This window comes from Anaeromyxobacter sp. Fw109-5 (assembly GCF_000017505.1).
GTDB lineage: Bacteria > Myxococcota > Myxococcia > Myxococcales > Anaeromyxobacteraceae > Anaeromyxobacter.
Genome location: NC_009675.1, coordinates 3,567,511 through 3,582,168, shown reverse-complemented (window position 1 = coordinate 3,582,168; position 14,658 = coordinate 3,567,511). Strand labels below are relative to the sequence as shown.

General features: G+C 74.8%; 15 protein-coding genes and 1 pseudogene. 11 read left to right on the top strand and 5 right to left on the bottom strand.

The annotated features are described in order from the left end of the window. The first annotated feature begins 2 nt into the window (after positions 1–2). Entirely contained in the window at positions 3–2,099 is a 2,097-nt protein-coding gene (locus tag ANAE109_RS15730; RefSeq protein WP_012097879.1) for a beta-propeller domain-containing protein, read from the top strand. 3 nt (positions 2,100–2,102) lie between these two features. Here ANAE109_RS15730 and ANAE109_RS15725 read toward each other — a convergent pair whose 3' ends face one another. Then, positions 2,103–2,495, bottom strand: a complete 393-nt coding sequence (locus ANAE109_RS15725) for a TraR/DksA family transcriptional regulator (protein WP_012097878.1) — start codon at positions 2,493–2,495, stop codon at positions 2,103–2,105. A 65-nt stretch (positions 2,496–2,560) separates the two neighbouring features. Between ANAE109_RS15725 and ANAE109_RS15720 the strand changes: the two genes are divergently transcribed. After that, positions 2,561–2,758, top strand: a complete 198-nt coding sequence (locus tag ANAE109_RS15720; RefSeq protein ID WP_041448400.1) for a hypothetical protein — start codon at positions 2,561–2,563, stop codon at positions 2,756–2,758. A gap of 60 nt (positions 2,759–2,818) precedes the next feature. Next, positions 2,819–3,835 (top strand): alcohol dehydrogenase catalytic domain-containing protein, encoded by a 1,017-nt coding sequence (locus ANAE109_RS15715; protein WP_012097877.1) that lies wholly within the window; start codon positions 2,819–2,821, stop codon positions 3,833–3,835. 14 nt (positions 3,836–3,849) lie between these two features. On the opposite strand, the gene ANAE109_RS15710 is transcribed toward ANAE109_RS15715, so the two are convergent. Further along, positions 3,850–4,335 carry an aminoacyl-tRNA deacylase gene (locus ANAE109_RS15710; protein WP_041448399.1) on the bottom strand — a complete coding sequence of 162 codons (486 nt, stop codon included), beginning with the start codon at positions 4,333–4,335 and terminating at the stop codon, positions 3,850–3,852. A 315-nt stretch (positions 4,336–4,650) separates the two neighbouring features. Here ANAE109_RS15710 and ANAE109_RS15705 point away from each other — a divergent pair, with 315 nt between their 5' ends. Next, entirely contained in the window at positions 4,651–5,169 is a 519-nt protein-coding gene (locus ANAE109_RS15705) for a hypothetical protein (protein ID WP_012097875.1), read from the top strand. A gap of 18 nt (positions 5,170–5,187) precedes the next feature. Here ANAE109_RS15705 and ANAE109_RS15700 read toward each other — a convergent pair whose 3' ends face one another. Beyond that, positions 5,188–5,838, bottom strand: a complete 651-nt coding sequence (locus tag ANAE109_RS15700) for a hemolysin III family protein (RefSeq protein ID WP_012097874.1) — start codon at positions 5,836–5,838, stop codon at positions 5,188–5,190. Between the two features lie 167 nt (positions 5,839–6,005). Between ANAE109_RS15700 and ANAE109_RS15695 the strand changes: the two genes are divergently transcribed. Continuing rightward, positions 6,006–6,713, top strand: coding sequence for a TIGR02206 family membrane protein (locus ANAE109_RS15695; protein ID WP_012097873.1), 708 nt, complete (start codon positions 6,006–6,008; stop codon positions 6,711–6,713). Continuing rightward, complete coding sequence (locus ANAE109_RS15690) at positions 6,710–7,168, top strand: DUF2721 domain-containing protein (protein ID WP_012097872.1); 459 nt, start codon at positions 6,710–6,712, stop codon at positions 7,166–7,168. Before ANAE109_RS15695 ends, ANAE109_RS15690 begins: the two co-directional genes overlap by 4 nt. A gap of 1,038 nt (positions 7,169–8,206) precedes the next feature. Here ANAE109_RS15690 and ANAE109_RS24240 read toward each other — a convergent pair. Further along, positions 8,207–9,372, bottom strand: a pseudogene (locus tag ANAE109_RS24240) (HNH endonuclease). A gap of 637 nt (positions 9,373–10,009) precedes the next feature. After that, entirely contained in the window at positions 10,010–10,468 is a 459-nt protein-coding gene (locus ANAE109_RS15680) for a DUF6496 domain-containing protein (RefSeq protein ID WP_041448397.1), read from the bottom strand. 93 nt (positions 10,469–10,561) lie between these two features. Between ANAE109_RS15680 and ANAE109_RS15675 the strand changes: the two genes are divergently transcribed. The 5 genes from ANAE109_RS15675 (at position 10,562) to ANAE109_RS15655 (ending at position 14,654) form a co-directional block, all read left to right on the top strand. Continuing rightward, positions 10,562–11,338, top strand: coding sequence for an ATP-binding cassette domain-containing protein (locus tag ANAE109_RS15675; RefSeq protein WP_012097870.1), 777 nt, complete (start codon positions 10,562–10,564; stop codon positions 11,336–11,338). Then, the gene (locus ANAE109_RS15670; protein WP_012097869.1) at positions 11,335–12,825 is read left to right on the top strand and encodes a glycine betaine ABC transporter substrate-binding protein; all 1,491 of its coding nucleotides are present in this window, start codon (positions 11,335–11,337) and stop codon (positions 12,823–12,825) included. The genes ANAE109_RS15675 and ANAE109_RS15670 overlap by 4 nt, the downstream gene beginning before the upstream one ends. Positions 12,826–13,014: 189 nt before the next feature. Next, the gene (locus ANAE109_RS15665; protein WP_012097868.1) at positions 13,015–13,383 is read left to right on the top strand and encodes a hypothetical protein; all 369 of its coding nucleotides are present in this window, start codon (positions 13,015–13,017) and stop codon (positions 13,381–13,383) included. Positions 13,384–13,392: 9 nt separating this feature from the next. Further along, complete coding sequence (locus ANAE109_RS15660; protein WP_012097867.1) at positions 13,393–13,830, top strand: phage holin family protein; 438 nt, start codon at positions 13,393–13,395, stop codon at positions 13,828–13,830. Beyond that, the gene (locus ANAE109_RS15655) at positions 13,827–14,654 is read left to right on the top strand and encodes a hypothetical protein (RefSeq protein WP_012097866.1); all 828 of its coding nucleotides are present in this window, start codon (positions 13,827–13,829) and stop codon (positions 14,652–14,654) included. Before ANAE109_RS15660 ends, ANAE109_RS15655 begins: the two co-directional genes overlap by 4 nt. Positions 14,655–14,658 lie beyond the last annotated feature (4 nt).

Here is a 14,658-nt window from a genome sequence, read left to right as displayed (position 1 = left end):
TCGTGCGTGCGTCGACGCTCGTCTTCGCGCTCCTCGTCCTGGCCTGCCGCGCCGATCGCGATCGGCCGGCGGTCGCGGTCGCCCGCGTCGGGCTCGATCCCATCGCCGGCTGCGAGGACCTGGCCCGCGCGCTCCGCGACCGCGCCATCGCCGACATGGAGCGGGACCTCGACGCCAACCTCGCCGCCGCGCTCGAGGGGCGCTGCTGGGACCATGCGTACGGGCAGCCCCCGCTCGTCCCCGGGCCCGCGACGCCCGAGGGCGACGCCGGCGGGGGGGCGATGGACCGGTCCGACACCAACGTGCAGGTCGCCGGCGTGGACGAGCCCGACCTCGTGAAGACGGACGGGAACGTGGTCTACGCCGTGGGCGACGGTCGCGTGCAGATCCTCGACGCCTGGCCGGCGGCCGAGACGCGCCGGATCGCGGTGGTGCAGGTCGAGGGGACGCCGAAGGGCCTCTTGCTGCACGAGGGGCACCTGCTCGTGTTCTCGTCCGTGCCGCGGCCTGCCGAGGGGCCCGCGCCGGGCGCGCCGGGGGCGCCGACGTGGCCGGCAGGCGGCGACTGCACGTACGGCTACGACTGCGTGCCGTCGGGGGACGGCAACGCGTCGAAGCTCACGCTGCTCGAGGTCTCGGAGCCGGCCCATCCGCGCGTGGTGCGCGAGGTGACGTTCAACGGCTCCTACCTCGCCGCGCGCAGGATCGGCGCCTCGGTCCACGCCGTCGTCGCGCTCCCGGAGCGGAGCGTGCCCGGCCTGGAGCTCTGGCCGAGCTCGGGCTACTGCGACGGTACGGGTGAGGACGGGACCCGCGCGGCGTTCGAGCGGCTCCGCCGCGAGAACCGCGCCCGCATCGAGGAGGCGGACCTCGGCGGCTGGGTGCCCTCGGCGCGCGACGTCCGCCACCGCGCGGACGGCGACGTCGAGGACGCCGACGTGCTCGGCGGATGTCCGGGGTTCTACGCGTCGGCCGAGGGCGAGGGGGCGGGGTTCGTGTCGATCGCGTCGCTCTCGTCCGCGGGGGACGGTCCGCTCTCCGTGACGTCCGTGCTCGGGCGGCCCGGCTTCGTCTACGCGGGGCCGGACGCGCTGTACCTCGCCTCGCCGCACGCGTGGCGCGGCGGGAGCTGGTTCTGGGCGGAGCCCGAGACGAGCCCGGAGGCCACCACGGTGCACGCCTTCCGGCTGGCGGACGCGCCCTCGCCGCGGTCCGAGTACGCCGCCAGCGGGCTCGTCGGGGGGCGCGTGCTGAGCTCGTTCTCGCTGGACGAGCACGGGGGCGCGCTGCGGATCGCGACCACCACCGGTCACCTGCCGGATCCGGCCACCCGCAGCGCGGTGACCGTGCTGCGCGAGACGGGCGGAAGGCTCGAGGAGGTGGGCCGCCTGGACGGGATCGCGCCGGGCGAGGACATCCGCGCGGTGCGCTTCGACGGCGCCCGCGCCTTCGTCGTCACCTTCAAGAAGACCGACCCGCTGTTCGTGCTCGACCTCGCCGAGCCGGCGGCGCCCGCCGTCGCCGGCGAGCTGAAGGTGCCGGGGTTCTCGACGTACCTCCACCTCGTCGATCCGGGCCACCTCCTCACCCTCGGCTTCGACGCCGCCGACCAGGGCGACTTCGCCTGGTTCACCGGCTTCCAGCTCCAGCTCTTCGACGTCGCGGACCCCGCCGCGCCCGCCCTCGCGTACCGGGAGCTGATCGGCACGCGCGGGTCCACCTCCGAGGCGGCGACCGATCACCTCGCCTTCAACTACTTCGCGCCGAGGTCGCTCCTCGCCCTGCCGATGGTGATCTGCGAGGGCGGCGACGCGAGCGGCGGCTACGGCGCGACCATGACCTTCAGCGGCCTCATGATCTACCGCGTGCGTCCGGACGAGGGCTTCACGTACCTCGGCGGCGTCGCGCACGCCGAGCCGGAGCCGCCCGGGACCTACGGCGACGGCTGCTGGACGTGGTGGACGGACGCGAGCACGCCGGTGAAGCGGAGCATCTTCCTCGAGGACTGGGTGCTCTCGTTCACCGAGCGCGAGCTGCGCGTGCAGGACACGCGCGCGCTGGGGACGGACGTGGCGCGGGTCGACTTCACGGCGCCGTGACGCTCAGCGGTAGTCCGTGAGCTTGCGCCGCCCGGCCCCGAGCCTCGGCTCGGTCTTCGCCTGGCACGCCGGGCAGCGGGTGGCGTAGGGCATCACGGCCAGCCGCCCCGGCGCGATCTCCTCCTCGCAGTCCTCGCAGAGCCCGAAGTCCTCGGGCGCCGACGCCAGCTTCGCGAGGGCGCGATCGATGCGCGCGACGAGCTCCGCCTGGCCCTTGTTGCGCTGCGAGGCGAGCACCTGGAGCATCTCGGAGAGCGCCTGCGCGTCCTCGTCCGCGACGCCCGTGGTGGCGGCGTCGGTGCGGTTCGGCTGGATCTTCGCGGGGCCCGCCCGGACGAGCTCGGCGCGGAGCCGCTCGAGCGTGTTCTTCAGGGTCGCGCGCTGCTTCGGGGTCATTCGCCTCACGACTACCGGAACCTTCTGCGGCGCGCCAGCCGGACGTCGCGGGGTATCATGCCGCCATGGTCTGGCACGTCACCGTCGACGGGACGCCCGCCTGCACGTCGACCGTCGTGGGCGCGGACGAGCGGCTCGAGCCGCCCGTCTGCGGGACGCGTAACCGGGAGCGCGCCGAGGAATACGCCCGGCTGCTGCGCGAGCGCCACCCGGAGGCAGCGGTGGAGGTGGTCGCCCACGGCTGCCCGATGCGCGGGGAGTGACCGGCGCGGCGGACGAGGAAGAGTAGCCGGGCGTCGCTCGCTCCGTTAGGCGAGGGCGGCATGCGCGCCATCCGCTATCACGGCCCGAGGAAGCCGCTGCAGCTCGAGCAGATCGCCACCCCGGCGCCCGGCCCGGGCGACGTGCTCGTCCGGGTGTCCGCGGCGGGCGTGTGCCACACCGAGCTCCACTTCCTCTCCGGGCTCCTCGACCTGGGCGTCGCGCCGCTCACGCTCGGGCACGAGATCGTCGGGCGCGTCGAGGCGGTCGGCGAGGGCGTCCCACGCGAGCGCGTCGGAGAGCGGGTCATCCTGTACTACTACGCGGGCTGCGGCCGCTGCCCGCACTGCCTGCGGGGCGACGAGAACCTGTGCGACGCCCTGCGGGCGGAGCACGGGTTCGTGACCGACGGCGGCTTCGCCGAGTACGTGCGGGTCCCGGCGCGGAACGCGGTGCCCCTGCCCGACGCGATCGGCGACGCGGAGGCGGCGCCCATCGGGTGCGGGGTCACCACCGCGGTGCACGCCGCGAACCTCGCCGGCGTCGGGCTGGGCGACTGGGTGGTGGTGTTCGGCGTCGGGGCGGTGGGGTACGGGCTCGTGCAGGTCGCGCGGCTCCGCGGCGCGCGCGTGATCGCGGTCGGCCGCACGCCGGAGAAGCTCGAGCGGGCGCGCGCGCTGGGAGCGGAAGCGACGGTGCGCGCCGGCGTGGAGGACGTCGCCGCGCGGCTCCGGGAGCTCACCGGCGGGCGCGGCGCCGACGTGGTGTTCGAGCTCGTCGCGACGCGCGAGACGATGGCCGCGAGCTCCCGCGCCCTCGCCAAGCGCGGGAGGCTCGTCTTCGTCGGCTACTCGGAGGACACGTTCGAGATCCACCCCATCCAGCTGGTGGTCGGCGAGCAGGTCGTCACCGCCTCGGTGGGGAACACGCTCGCCGAGCTCCAGGCGGCGGTGGAGCTCGTCGCCGCCGGGCGCGTGAAGACGGTGGTCGACCGCGTCCTGCCGCTCGAACGCTTCCAGGAGGGCATCGACGCGCTCGCCGCGGGCCGCCTCGTCGGCCGCGCCGTGCTCGCGCCCTGAGACCGCGCCGCCGGTCAGCCGCCGAACTCGGAGCGCGTCGCCGGCACTCCCAGCGCGGCGATCGGCGTGACGCCCTCGCAGCGCATCCACTCGGAGGTGTCGAGCACGATCGCGTCCTCGTGCGTGCCGGCCGGCATCACGAGCTTCCGCTCCTGCAGGAGCGCCTCGTCCACGAAGATCGGCACGCCGAACATGGCGAGGGGCGGCTCCGCGCCGGCCTCGCACGGCTGGAAGCGGGGTGAGAAGTCGGACTCCGGGACGAGCTCCGCGGGGCGGCCGGTCGCCTCCTCCAGCGCGGCGAGGCTCACGCGCTCCGTCGCCGCCACGACGGCGAAGGCGAGCAGGCCGTCGAGGCTCACGACGACCGCCTTCGCGACGCGGTGCCCGCTCACGTGCTCGGCGGCCGCGAGCTCCTGCGCGGACATCGCCGTGCGGTGGGTGTGATGCTCGAATCCGCGATGGCTCTCGCGGAGGTGGTTCTCGATCTGCGACGGGATCATGGGGCTCCTCCAGGCCGTACATGCGCATTGTCCGGCCTCCAGGCCTCCCGCGCGGCGCCTCTCCCGGGCGTCCCCCGCGGCGTGGAGCCGGGCCGCCGGGCGCTCGCGCCCACGTGCGTGGGCACCCCGGCCGCCGGCCCCTCGTCGCCCCTGCGACGGACACGGCGAGAGCCGCTCACGGGGAGGGCGCCGCAGCCGCTCCTGGGCTGGGCGAGGGGCCCGGGTTAGAGTCCGCGCGTGCTTCCCCATCGAGCGCTCCTCCTTCGAGCGAGCGGGTTCTCCTGAGGTCCCGTCGCGGGCCTCGGCTGAGGCACCGTGCTCGCGCCCGTGCTGGCGCGACTCTCCCTGCTGTCCGAGCTCTCGCGCGTCCGCGTGGACTGCGCCGGGCGGCTCTTCCTGCTGGAGGCCGCCCCGGGCGTCGACGCCGCGGCTGCGCTCGAGGCCGCGCGCACCGTGCTGGGGACGGGCGCGCGTCCCCTGACCGTCGCGTCGCAGCTCGAGGCCCTGACGCGCGGCGAGCTGTGGTTCTCGGCGGAGGACGTCCGCGCGCTCTCCTACCTCGAGGCGCGCGTCCTCGCCGCCCGGGTCTGCGACCGGGTGATCCCGGAGGTGGCGCTCGGGGTGGCGGAAGCCGACCGGCTGGAGGACGCGGCGGTCGCCGAGCTCCGCGCCACCCTGGACCGCGTCCACGACGAGGGCGGACGGACCTCGAGCGCGTGGTTCGATCCCGCCTGGCCGGGCATCGCGGAGGGCATCGCCGCCCGCGTGAAGGATGCACTGGGAGAGGCGGCGTTCCAGGAGCTCCGCCGCGCCCTGCTGCGCGCGCGAGGGTGAGGCCCCCGAGGCCGCGAATCAGCGCAGCGCGCGGAGCACGCCCGCGACGACCGCGAAGTGACACGCCGCGGCGGCGATCACGAGCAGGTGGAAGATCTCGTGGAAGCCGAAGACCGCGGGGTAGGGATCCGGCCGCCGGAGCGCGTAGATCACCGCGCCGGCGCTGTACAGCAGCCCCCCGCCGAGGAGCAGCGCGAGCGCGCCCGGGCCCATCGCCTCCCGGAGCGCGGGGACCAGCGGGACGACGAACCAGCCGAGGAGCACGTACAGCCCGGCCATGAGCGGCTTCGGCGCGGTGACCCACGCGATGGACAGGCCGATGCCGGCCGCCGCGCCGAGCCACACCGCGGTGAGCATCGTCCGGCCCGCCTCGCCGAGCAGCAGGCACATCGGCGTATAGGTGCCGGCGATGAGCACGAAGATGGCGGAGTGATCGACCCGCCAGAGGATGCGGCGCGCCCGGGGTGACCAGGTGGGGCGGTGATAGACCGCGCTCGCGAGGAAGAGCGCGACCAGGCTCGCGCCGTACACGAGGGCCCCTGTCCGGGCCAGCCTCGTCTCCGCCGCCCCGACCAGCAGCGCGCAGCTCGGGGCCGCCACGTAGGCAGCGATCTCGTGCGACACCCCCCGCAGCCGCGGCTTCGCCCGTTCCAGCAACCCGTCCTCCATGCCCGCCTCCCGCGGTGCCGCCTCTCCTGAACTGTGGTTCGCTCGTCACCGGTGCGTCATCGCGCCTGGGCCGATCGGGTCCCTGGCCCGGCCTCACGGAGCGGGCTGCGGCAGCATCGAACGAGAGGGCCGGGGCAGCGTGATTCGGCGGCGCTATCGCCACCGGGGTGGGCACGCTCCGATCGTTCTCGTGGACGCACCTCGCGATCCTCGCCGCCGTCCCGCTGGGGGCCGCCGCCCTCGCCGCCGCGGTGCGCGCGCGGCCCGGCCTCGCGCGGCCGGTGTGCCGCGCGCTCGCGGCGGCCATCGCGCTGAACGAGCTCGCCTGGTACCGCCACGCGCTCGCCCTGGGGTGGGTCCACCCTCCGCACGGCCTCCCGCTCGATCTCTGCGACGTCACGCTGTGGCTGACGGTCTACGCCCTCGCCACCCTCGCCCCCTGGGCGCTGGAGGCGGTCTACTTCCTGGGCCTCGCCGGCAGCGGGATGGCGCTCCTCACGCCGGACCTGGCGGACGTCCCGTTCCCGTCCTACGCCGCCGTCCAGTTCTTCCTGGCGCACGGCGGCGTCGTCGGGTCGGTGCTGTTCCTCGCCTTCGCCGGGATCCTGAGGCCGCGGCCCGGAGCGTGGTGGCGCGCCTTCCTCGGCGTGAACGCCTTCGCCGCCGCGGTCGCGCTCTTCAACGCGGTGCTCGGGACGAACTACATGTACCTGTGCGAGAAGCCGCGCTCGGGGACGCTGCTCGACTGGCTCGGGCCCTGGCCCGTCTACGTCCTCGCCGCGGACGTGGTCGCCCTCGCGCTGCTCTTCCTGCTGTCGCTCCCCTTCCGCGGCGTCCGGGCGCGCCGCGCGGCGGACGGCCTTCGGCTACCATGAGCGCCGTGCCCGGCGACAGCCACATCACCGACATCGCCCGCGTGATCCAGCTCGCGGTCGCTCCCGTCTTCCTCCTCACCGCCATCGGGACCATCCTGTCGGTCCTCTCCGGCCGGCTCGCCCGCATCGTGGACCGCGTCCGCGTGCTCATCGACCGCGCCTCGAAGCTCCCCCGCGAGGAGCGCGGCTGGATCGAGCGCGAGGTCGAGTCCCTGCTGCGCCGCCGCCAGCTCGTGAACCTCGCGATCACCTCCGGCACGAGCGCCGCGCTCCTCGTCTGCGTCCTCATCGCGAGCGCGTTCGTCGGCTACCTCATCGGCGTCGACTTCTCCATCTTCCTCGCGGTCACCTTCATCGCCGCGATGGGCGCCTTCGTCGCCGCGCTCGTGCTGTTCCTGCGCGAGATCCTCATCGCGGTGGCGACGCTGCGGTTCGAGCTGCCGGACGAGCGCTGAGGAGGCGAGCGCGACCCGACCACCGCGACGAGGTGCCGCATCGGCGGTCCGTGCCGCCGTGAAGGACGCTGCCGTGAACGGCCCCCTCTACGTTGACGGCGGCCGATCATCAAGGAGCGCTCGCGGCATAGGCGCTCGTGACACGCCTCGGGCGGACTCGCATTCGAGCACCACGTCGAGTTCCCAGCGGGGACCCGAGCGGTCGCCGTGACGTCGGGCACGCGGATCGCGGTCGAGGCGAACCTCGACGGGTCGGTAACCCGGCTTCGCGAATCTCACGCGGACGTCTCCGGCACCGCAGGGGGATCCGGCCCAGAACTTTTCGTACCTTCCGTCCGGCCCCGTGTGGACGGGACTGCGAGCGATACCTCCGTCGACGACCGTCACCTCGACCTGGTCCAGCGGGGCAGCGGTGGCCGCAGCGGCGCCGCAGTCTGCGCCGCGAACTACTCCGTGCACTTCGTACCCTGCGTCACAGGAGCCGAGGGTGCTCAGCGCGACCACAGCAAGACCGAGCGCCTTCAGTCGAGGGCTCGTCCGCGCGAGCGACGGCAACACCGCTGCGACCATGTTCTTCCCCCTGGGAGGGGAACGAACGCGCTCCGCGGCCGAGCGGAACACGTGCCGTCCGTCGGAAGATCCGAAGCCCCCTCCGAAGCACTCACCGTATCATGGCGTCCGACACGTCGGCGGCCATCCGGTCTCGGGGTGACTCGCGACGATGCCGCATTCGGCGAAGGCGCGATGCACGTCGGACTTTGCATGGCTGGGCCGAGTGTCATGCTCGGCTGAGTTCCGCGCTCGCGACGCGTCGAGGCGTTTGGGTCGCGTGGAAGGGGACACGCTTCTTGGCGTACTTGCGCCGGGCACAGGAACTCGCGGCCCGGTGAACGCGCGATCGCGGGTGGCACGCGCGAGGGAGCAGTACGCGAGAGCGAAAGGCGGACTACGAGGGGCTGGAGGGGTGGCGCCGCCGCGCCTTCGCCGCTTCGCCTGAAGGCGCTTCGGTGGACTTCGCTCCCGTTCCGCCGTCCGCGGTCACGTTGCCCACAGGCCCTGCTGAATGGCAGCACCTGGCGCGGTGACGGCATGCCCCGTCCGGTCGGAGACGCTCTCGCGCCGGAAGCGGTCCATGTGCTCGCGCCCATAGGTCTGCTCGGCGTGCAGCATGTTGTGGGGCTTGCAGGCGACCCGGAGATTGTCGAGCGTCGAGAGGCCCCCCCGGGCTAGCGGCTGGATGTGGTCGAGCTCCAGCTTCCAGCGGCTGTCGCAGCGCCGCCCGTCCGGAGCGACCCAGGCGCAGCGTCCGCCGGTCGCGCTTCCAGACCTCGCGCCGCACTGTCGCCGGGATCGTGCTCGTGGGCGCGGCGGAAGGCCGTGGCTCCCGGTCCGAATTGCGCTGCCGCTGCCGCTGCGGCGCGACCGCGCCCTTGCGTTTGCCGTGCGTCTCGATGGCGCAGCGGATGGCCTCGCGGAGCACCGCCGCGAGATCGCCGTCCGGAATCTTGTGCGAGAGCAGCGCGGTGAGCGTCTCGAGGTCCTCCTTGCAGGCCCGGTCGATGGTGACTCGCAGCGACCAGCCGCTCTCGCTCACCGCGGGTCTCCGCCCGCGTCTTCGGGCGAGGCGGGTCGGGTGGGGCGGAGACCGTGGCAGGCGACCCACCAGCAGCCGCCGGCGGCACGGGGATCGCCTCCTGCGGCTCGGCAGGTCCGGCATGGACTGTCGCCAGCGGCAGCGCCGGGGCGCTCGCGGCTGGAGCGCGGCCGGGCATCTTGCGCACGCCCGTCCGCGGAGCGGTGCGCGCCTGGAGCGAGGCGACGAGGTGATCCACCTCGGCCTTGGTGCGGTGGGCGGCTCGGGCGACGAGGTCGGGCAGGTTCTCCTCGGTCAGCACCTGGCCGAGCAGCTGGACGGTGGAGAGGCAAAGGCGCCCGTCGCGAAGGGCGCCTTCGAGGCTGGGGAACCGACGCAGCACCCGCATCGCCTGGATGCGCCGCCCGGCAGCGCCCTCCCGCAGGTGGAGCACCTCCAGGCAATATGCCCACAGCGAAGGGTGGCCGGCCTCCACGTAGGCGCGGCGGCGATCGAACTCCTCGAGATGGAGGAGGAACTCGACCTGGATGTCGCGCTCCTCGCCGGCGAGCTCGCGCAGGCGCTGGGCGAGCAGGGTCGAGTCGAGGGCGGAAGGGGCGATCGCGGGCATGGTGCACCTCCTGTGCACCCTTCGTAACACGCGTTTTTCGCACCTTCGGAAACGCACCAGGATCGCGCCTGCGCCGTTTTCCGGGCCCGCCCCTTCGCCGGCCACGCGGCGCGCCGGACGCGCACGGCGTGGCCTGCCTGCGCTCGCGAGGAGTGTGCTCTCGACGCGCCGAAGACCTCGGAGCGCGCTTCGCGTCGAACCACGTCAAGAGGGCAACGTTCACCCACCGCAACTGGGATTCGCGTGGCTCGCAAGAGCTATCGCTGGAGATAGCAGCGACTATTAGTGAATAACGCCGCGGGACGGGACGCTCGGGCGACCTTCCTCGGACCTGCTCTGCCCCGGTCGTCCAGTCCTCGCGCCGACGGCGGCAAAGGCCTCCATGCGATGCGCAGAGGCGCGCCGGGAACCCGAGCGACCACCCTCGATGCCCGAGCCCCGTCTGCGTACGACGGACGGCGAACCATTCGAGCGCGCGCGCGTGCTGCGTCGGTCCTCGGGTCCCCACCCCAGCGACGCCATTCGAGCGGTGCCGCGTCGAGATGCTCGAGCCCTCGCCAGCCTGGCGCTCGTGGACCGGATGGGAGGGCAACCTGCGCTCGCGACGCGACTCGGGCCAGCCGATCGCCGACTCGCTCTAGCGGCTGCGGCGCCCGGCGCTCGAGCGGCGGCGGGACGTCTTCCGGCGCGACGCGGCGCGCCCGCGCCGCCGCGCCGCGCTCTTCGCCTGCGCGGACAGCGCCCGCCTGGACGCCGCTCCGCGCCCCTCGCGCTTCAGGGCCCGCTTCGACGCCACGCTGCGGCGCCGCGAGGGCGCCCCCCGCTTGCGGGCTCCCTTGCCCACCTCGGCGTCGCGCGCCGCCGAGCGGCGCGTGCGCTCGCTCGTCGCGCCCTTCTCCGGCGGCGGAAGCGGCACGCCCGCCCTCCGGGCCTTGGACAGGCCGATGGCGATCGCCTGCTTCGACGAGCGGGCCCCGTGCTTGCCCTCGCGGACGTGCTCCATCTCCTCGCGGACGAACTCCCCCGCGGCGGTGGAGGGCTTCTTCCCCGCGCGCAGGTCCTCCTTCGCGCGCCGGACCGTGGTCTTCGACGGCATGGTCGTGTCCCCCTGCCACAAGGATGCGTACCCTCCGACGCCCCGGCAGAGCTTTGGACACGGGCACGCAGCCCGGGTTACCGGGACGGCAGCATGCGCGCGGAGGCTTCGACCGGCGGTGCACCGGCCATCGAGCTCCGCGACGTGGTGAAGCGGTTCGGCGGGAGGGAGGGGCTGGGACCCGTCTCCCTGAGGGTGGCGGCGGGGCGCACGGTGGCGCTCATCGGTCCGAGCGGCGCCGGCAAGTCCACGCTCCTGCGCCTCGTGCTCGGCCTCGTCGCGCCGGAGCGCGGCGAGGTGAGGATCGCCGGCGCGCCGCTCCGCCCCGCCGATCACGCGGCGCGCCGCCGCTTCGGCTACGTCGTGCAGGGCGGCGGGCTCTTCCCCCACCTCACCGCGGAGGGAAACGCCGCCCTCGTCGCGCGCCACCTCCGCTGGCCGTCCTCCCGGATCGCCGCGCGTCTCGCGGAGCTCGCCGCCCTCACGCGCCTGCCGGAGGCAGCGCTGGCGCGCTACCCGCACGAGCTGTCCGGCGGCCAGGCCCAGCGCGTGAGCCTCATGCGCGCGCTCTTCCTCGAGCCGGAGGCCCTCCTCCTCGACGAGCCGCTCGGCGCGCTGGATCCCGTGACGCGCGCGGAGCTCGGGGCGGACCTGCGCGCCGTCTTCGCGACGCTCGGCGAGACGGTGCTCCTCGTGACCCACGACCTCGCCGAGGCGGCGTTCTTCGCCGACGAGCTGGTGCTGCTCCGGGACGGCGCCGTCGTGCAGCGCGGCACGCTCGACGACCTCGTGCAAGCGCCCGCGGACCCGTTCGTCGCGCGCTTCGTGGGCGCGCAGCGGGCGCTCGGGCTCCCCAGGGGGGCGCCGTGAGCGCCGCGGCGATCCTCGCGGCCGCGTCGCTCGCCGCGTCCTCTGCGGGGGTGACCGTCGGGTCGAAGCAGTTCGGCGAGTCGCTCGTGCTCGGGGAGCTCGCCGCGCAGCTGGCGCGGGAGGCGGGGGTCGAGTCGCGCCACCGGGCGGCGCTCGGCGGGACCCGCGTCGTGTGGGAGGCGCTCGTCCGCGGCGAGGTGGACCTCTACCCGGAGTACACCGGGACCATCGCCCGCGAGCTCCTCGGCGGCGCGGTCGCCGCGGACGACGTGCCGGCGCTCCAGGCCGCGCTCGCCGCCCGAGGGGTCGGCATGACGGGAGGGCTCGGGTTCGAGGACACCTACGCGCTCGGGATGCTCCGCTCGCGGGCCGCGGAGCTGGGCGTCTCGCGGGTCTCGGATCTCCTGAGCCACCCGCAGCTGCGGCTCGGGTTCACGAACGAGTTCATGGACCGGGGCGACGGCTGGCCCGCGCTGCGCGCGCGCTATCGCCTGCCGCAGCGGGACGTGCGCGGGCTCGAGCACGAGGTGGCCTACGCGGCCCTCGCGGCGGGCGAGCTCGACGTGACCGACCTGTACTCCACCGATCCGGAGATCCGCCGCCACGACCTCATCGTGCTGGAGGACGATCGCCGCGCGTTCCCGCCGTACGAGGCGGTCTTCCTCCACCGGCTCGAGCTCGCGCGGCGCGCCCCGCAGGCGCTGGCGTCGATCCGCCGGCTCGAGGGACGGATCGACGCCGGCGCGATGATCGCGATGAACTCGCGCGCGGAGCTCGACGGCGTCGCGCCCTCGCGCGTGGCGAGCGAGTTCCTGCGCGACGCGCTCGGGGTGACCGCCGCCGCGCCCGAGGAAGAGGGGAGGGCGGCGCGCGTCCTCCGCCGCACGCGCGAGCACGTCGCCCTCGTCGCGGTGGCGCTCGTGGCCGCCCTCGCGCTCGCCGTCCCGCTCGGCGTGGTGGCCGCTCGCCGCCCCGGCCTCGGCCGCGTGGTGCTCGGCGCGGCCGGCGTGGTGCAGACGGTGCCCTCGCTCGCGCTGCTCGTGATGCTGATCCCGCTGCTCGGCATCGGGGCGCGGCCGGCGGTCGCGGCGCTCTTCCTGTACGGGCTGCTGCCGATCGTGCGGAACACGCACGCGGGCCTGACCGGCATCGCGCTGGAGCTGCGCGAGTCCGCGGCCGCGCTCGGGCTCTCGCCGGGGGCCCGGCTCCGCCTCGTCGAGCTGCCGCTCGCCACGCCCGCGATCCTCGCCGGCGTGAAGACCTCGGCGGTCATCACCGTGGGGACCGCCACCCTCGGCGCCCTCGTCGGCGCGGGCGGTTACGGGCAGCCCATCCTGACCGGCGTGCGGCTCGCCTCCGTCCCGCTCATCCTCGAGGGCGCGCTCCCCGCGGCGCTGCTCGCCCTCGCGGCGCAGGGCCTGTTCGACCTCGCCGAGCGCTGGCTGGTCCCGCGCGGCCTGCGCCGCGCGCGGGCGGCGGGTCGCTGAGCGCGCGCCGAGCGGGAGCGCCCCGCGCGCTCGCCCGCCGCGCCGTGGGGGCGTGGCCCGGGTCCACTCACGCCGGGGCCTCGTGAGGGCGGGCGCGGCGCGAGCGAGCGCGTGGGCTCGTTCGGCGACGCCCGCCCCTTCCGCGATCTCACGGGATGTACAGCTTGATCCCGTACGGGGGGAACCGACATGGAATCGACGATGGGTACGGGCGCCTTCGGGCGTCCGGAGGGAACGGGTCACGGCCTACGCGGCGAGGAGGTGAAGCAGCGCGCGTCGGAGGTGACGCGCAAGGCGCGCGGCCGCGCGATGGATCGCATCGACGTGCAGAAGGGCGAGCTGTCCGGGCTGCTGGACCGGCTCGCGGACACGATGGAGCAGGACCGCATGGGCGCCTATGCCGCCGACTTCGCGCGGCGCGGGGCGGAGCTGCTGCGTGGCCGCTCCGCGGACGAGCTCCTCTCGTCGGCGCGGACGGAGCTCACCGGCCGGCCCGCGGCGTTCCTCTCCCTCTCTTTCCTCGCGGGCTTCGCGCTCGCGCGGCTGGCACGCCGGTAGGGGGCCGCCGTGCGGGCAGAGGGAGAGCTGCATCGGGAACGGCTGCAGGACTTGCCGCTGCGGGAGCTGCTGCGGGAGCTCGTCGAGGACGGGCAGACCCTGCTGCGTGAGGAGGTCCGGCTCGCGAAGGCGGAGCTCCGCGAGGAGGGGCGCAAGGCGGCGCGGGGCGGCGCAGCGCTCGGCGGCGGAGCGGCGGTGCTGTTCGCGGCGCTGCTGTGCTTCGCTGCGACGCTCGTGCTCCTCGGCGCGACCTTCATGCCGGCGTGGCTGGCCGCTCTCATCGTGACGGCGCTCTACGCCGGGGCGGGCGCGGCCGCGCTGTATTCCGGCAAGCGGCAGCTCGCGGAGGCGCGGCCGGCGAAGGCCATCGAGAACCTCCAGGAGGACAAGAGATGGGCGAAAGAGACGATGCGCGACATCAGGTCGAGCAGACACGCGCACGCATGACGGCCGTCGCGCACGAGGTGTCGCGGCGGATGTCGAAGGACTACGCGAAGGAGAGGGTGACGGAGATGGCACGAGACAGGGCGATGCAGGCCAGGGACCGCGCCGTGGACAACCCATGGCTCGTGCCGCTCATCGGCGCGGGGATCGGGGCGCTCGTCGGGCGGGCGCTCGTGTCGCGGTCGCAGGGCGCGCGCGAGCGCGAGTGGGACCGGCTCGGCCGCGACTACGGGCGCCGGCCGTACTACGGGGCCCCGGGTGGCCTCGGCTTCCGGGAGGATCTCGGGTACGGGACGTACGGCGAGTCGTGGCGGGAGGACACGCTGGCGGGCCGGGTGACCGGGACGGGCGCCACGCCGGGCCTCGGCTCGGAAGGTGCGTCGCGGGGCGAGCCCGCCGCGCACGGGGCCGCCGATCTCACGGAGCGCGCGTCCGATGCGGTGAGCGACGTGCGGGAGCGCGTCGCGGAGAAGGCGGGGGAGTACCGCGAGCGCGTGAGGGAGGGCGCGCACGCGCTGCGCGAGCGCACCCCGGACTCGGAGACGATCGGCGCACGCGCGCGGGAGCAGCCCGGGCTCTGGGCGCTGGGGGCGATGGCGCTCGGCGCGCTGTTCGGATTCGCGGTGCCGGTGTCGGAGCGCGAGCGCCGCGCGCTGGAGCCCGCGCGCGAGCGGGTCCGCGAGGCCGGAGAGCAGGCGGTGGATACCGTCCTCTCGAAGGCGGAGAGCGCCGTCGACGAGGCCGAGCGGAGGAGCGACGCGGGGCGCCAGGGCCGCGAGCCGATCGTCCCCCCGACGACGCTGTCGCCGCCGCCGGATCTCCACTGACGGC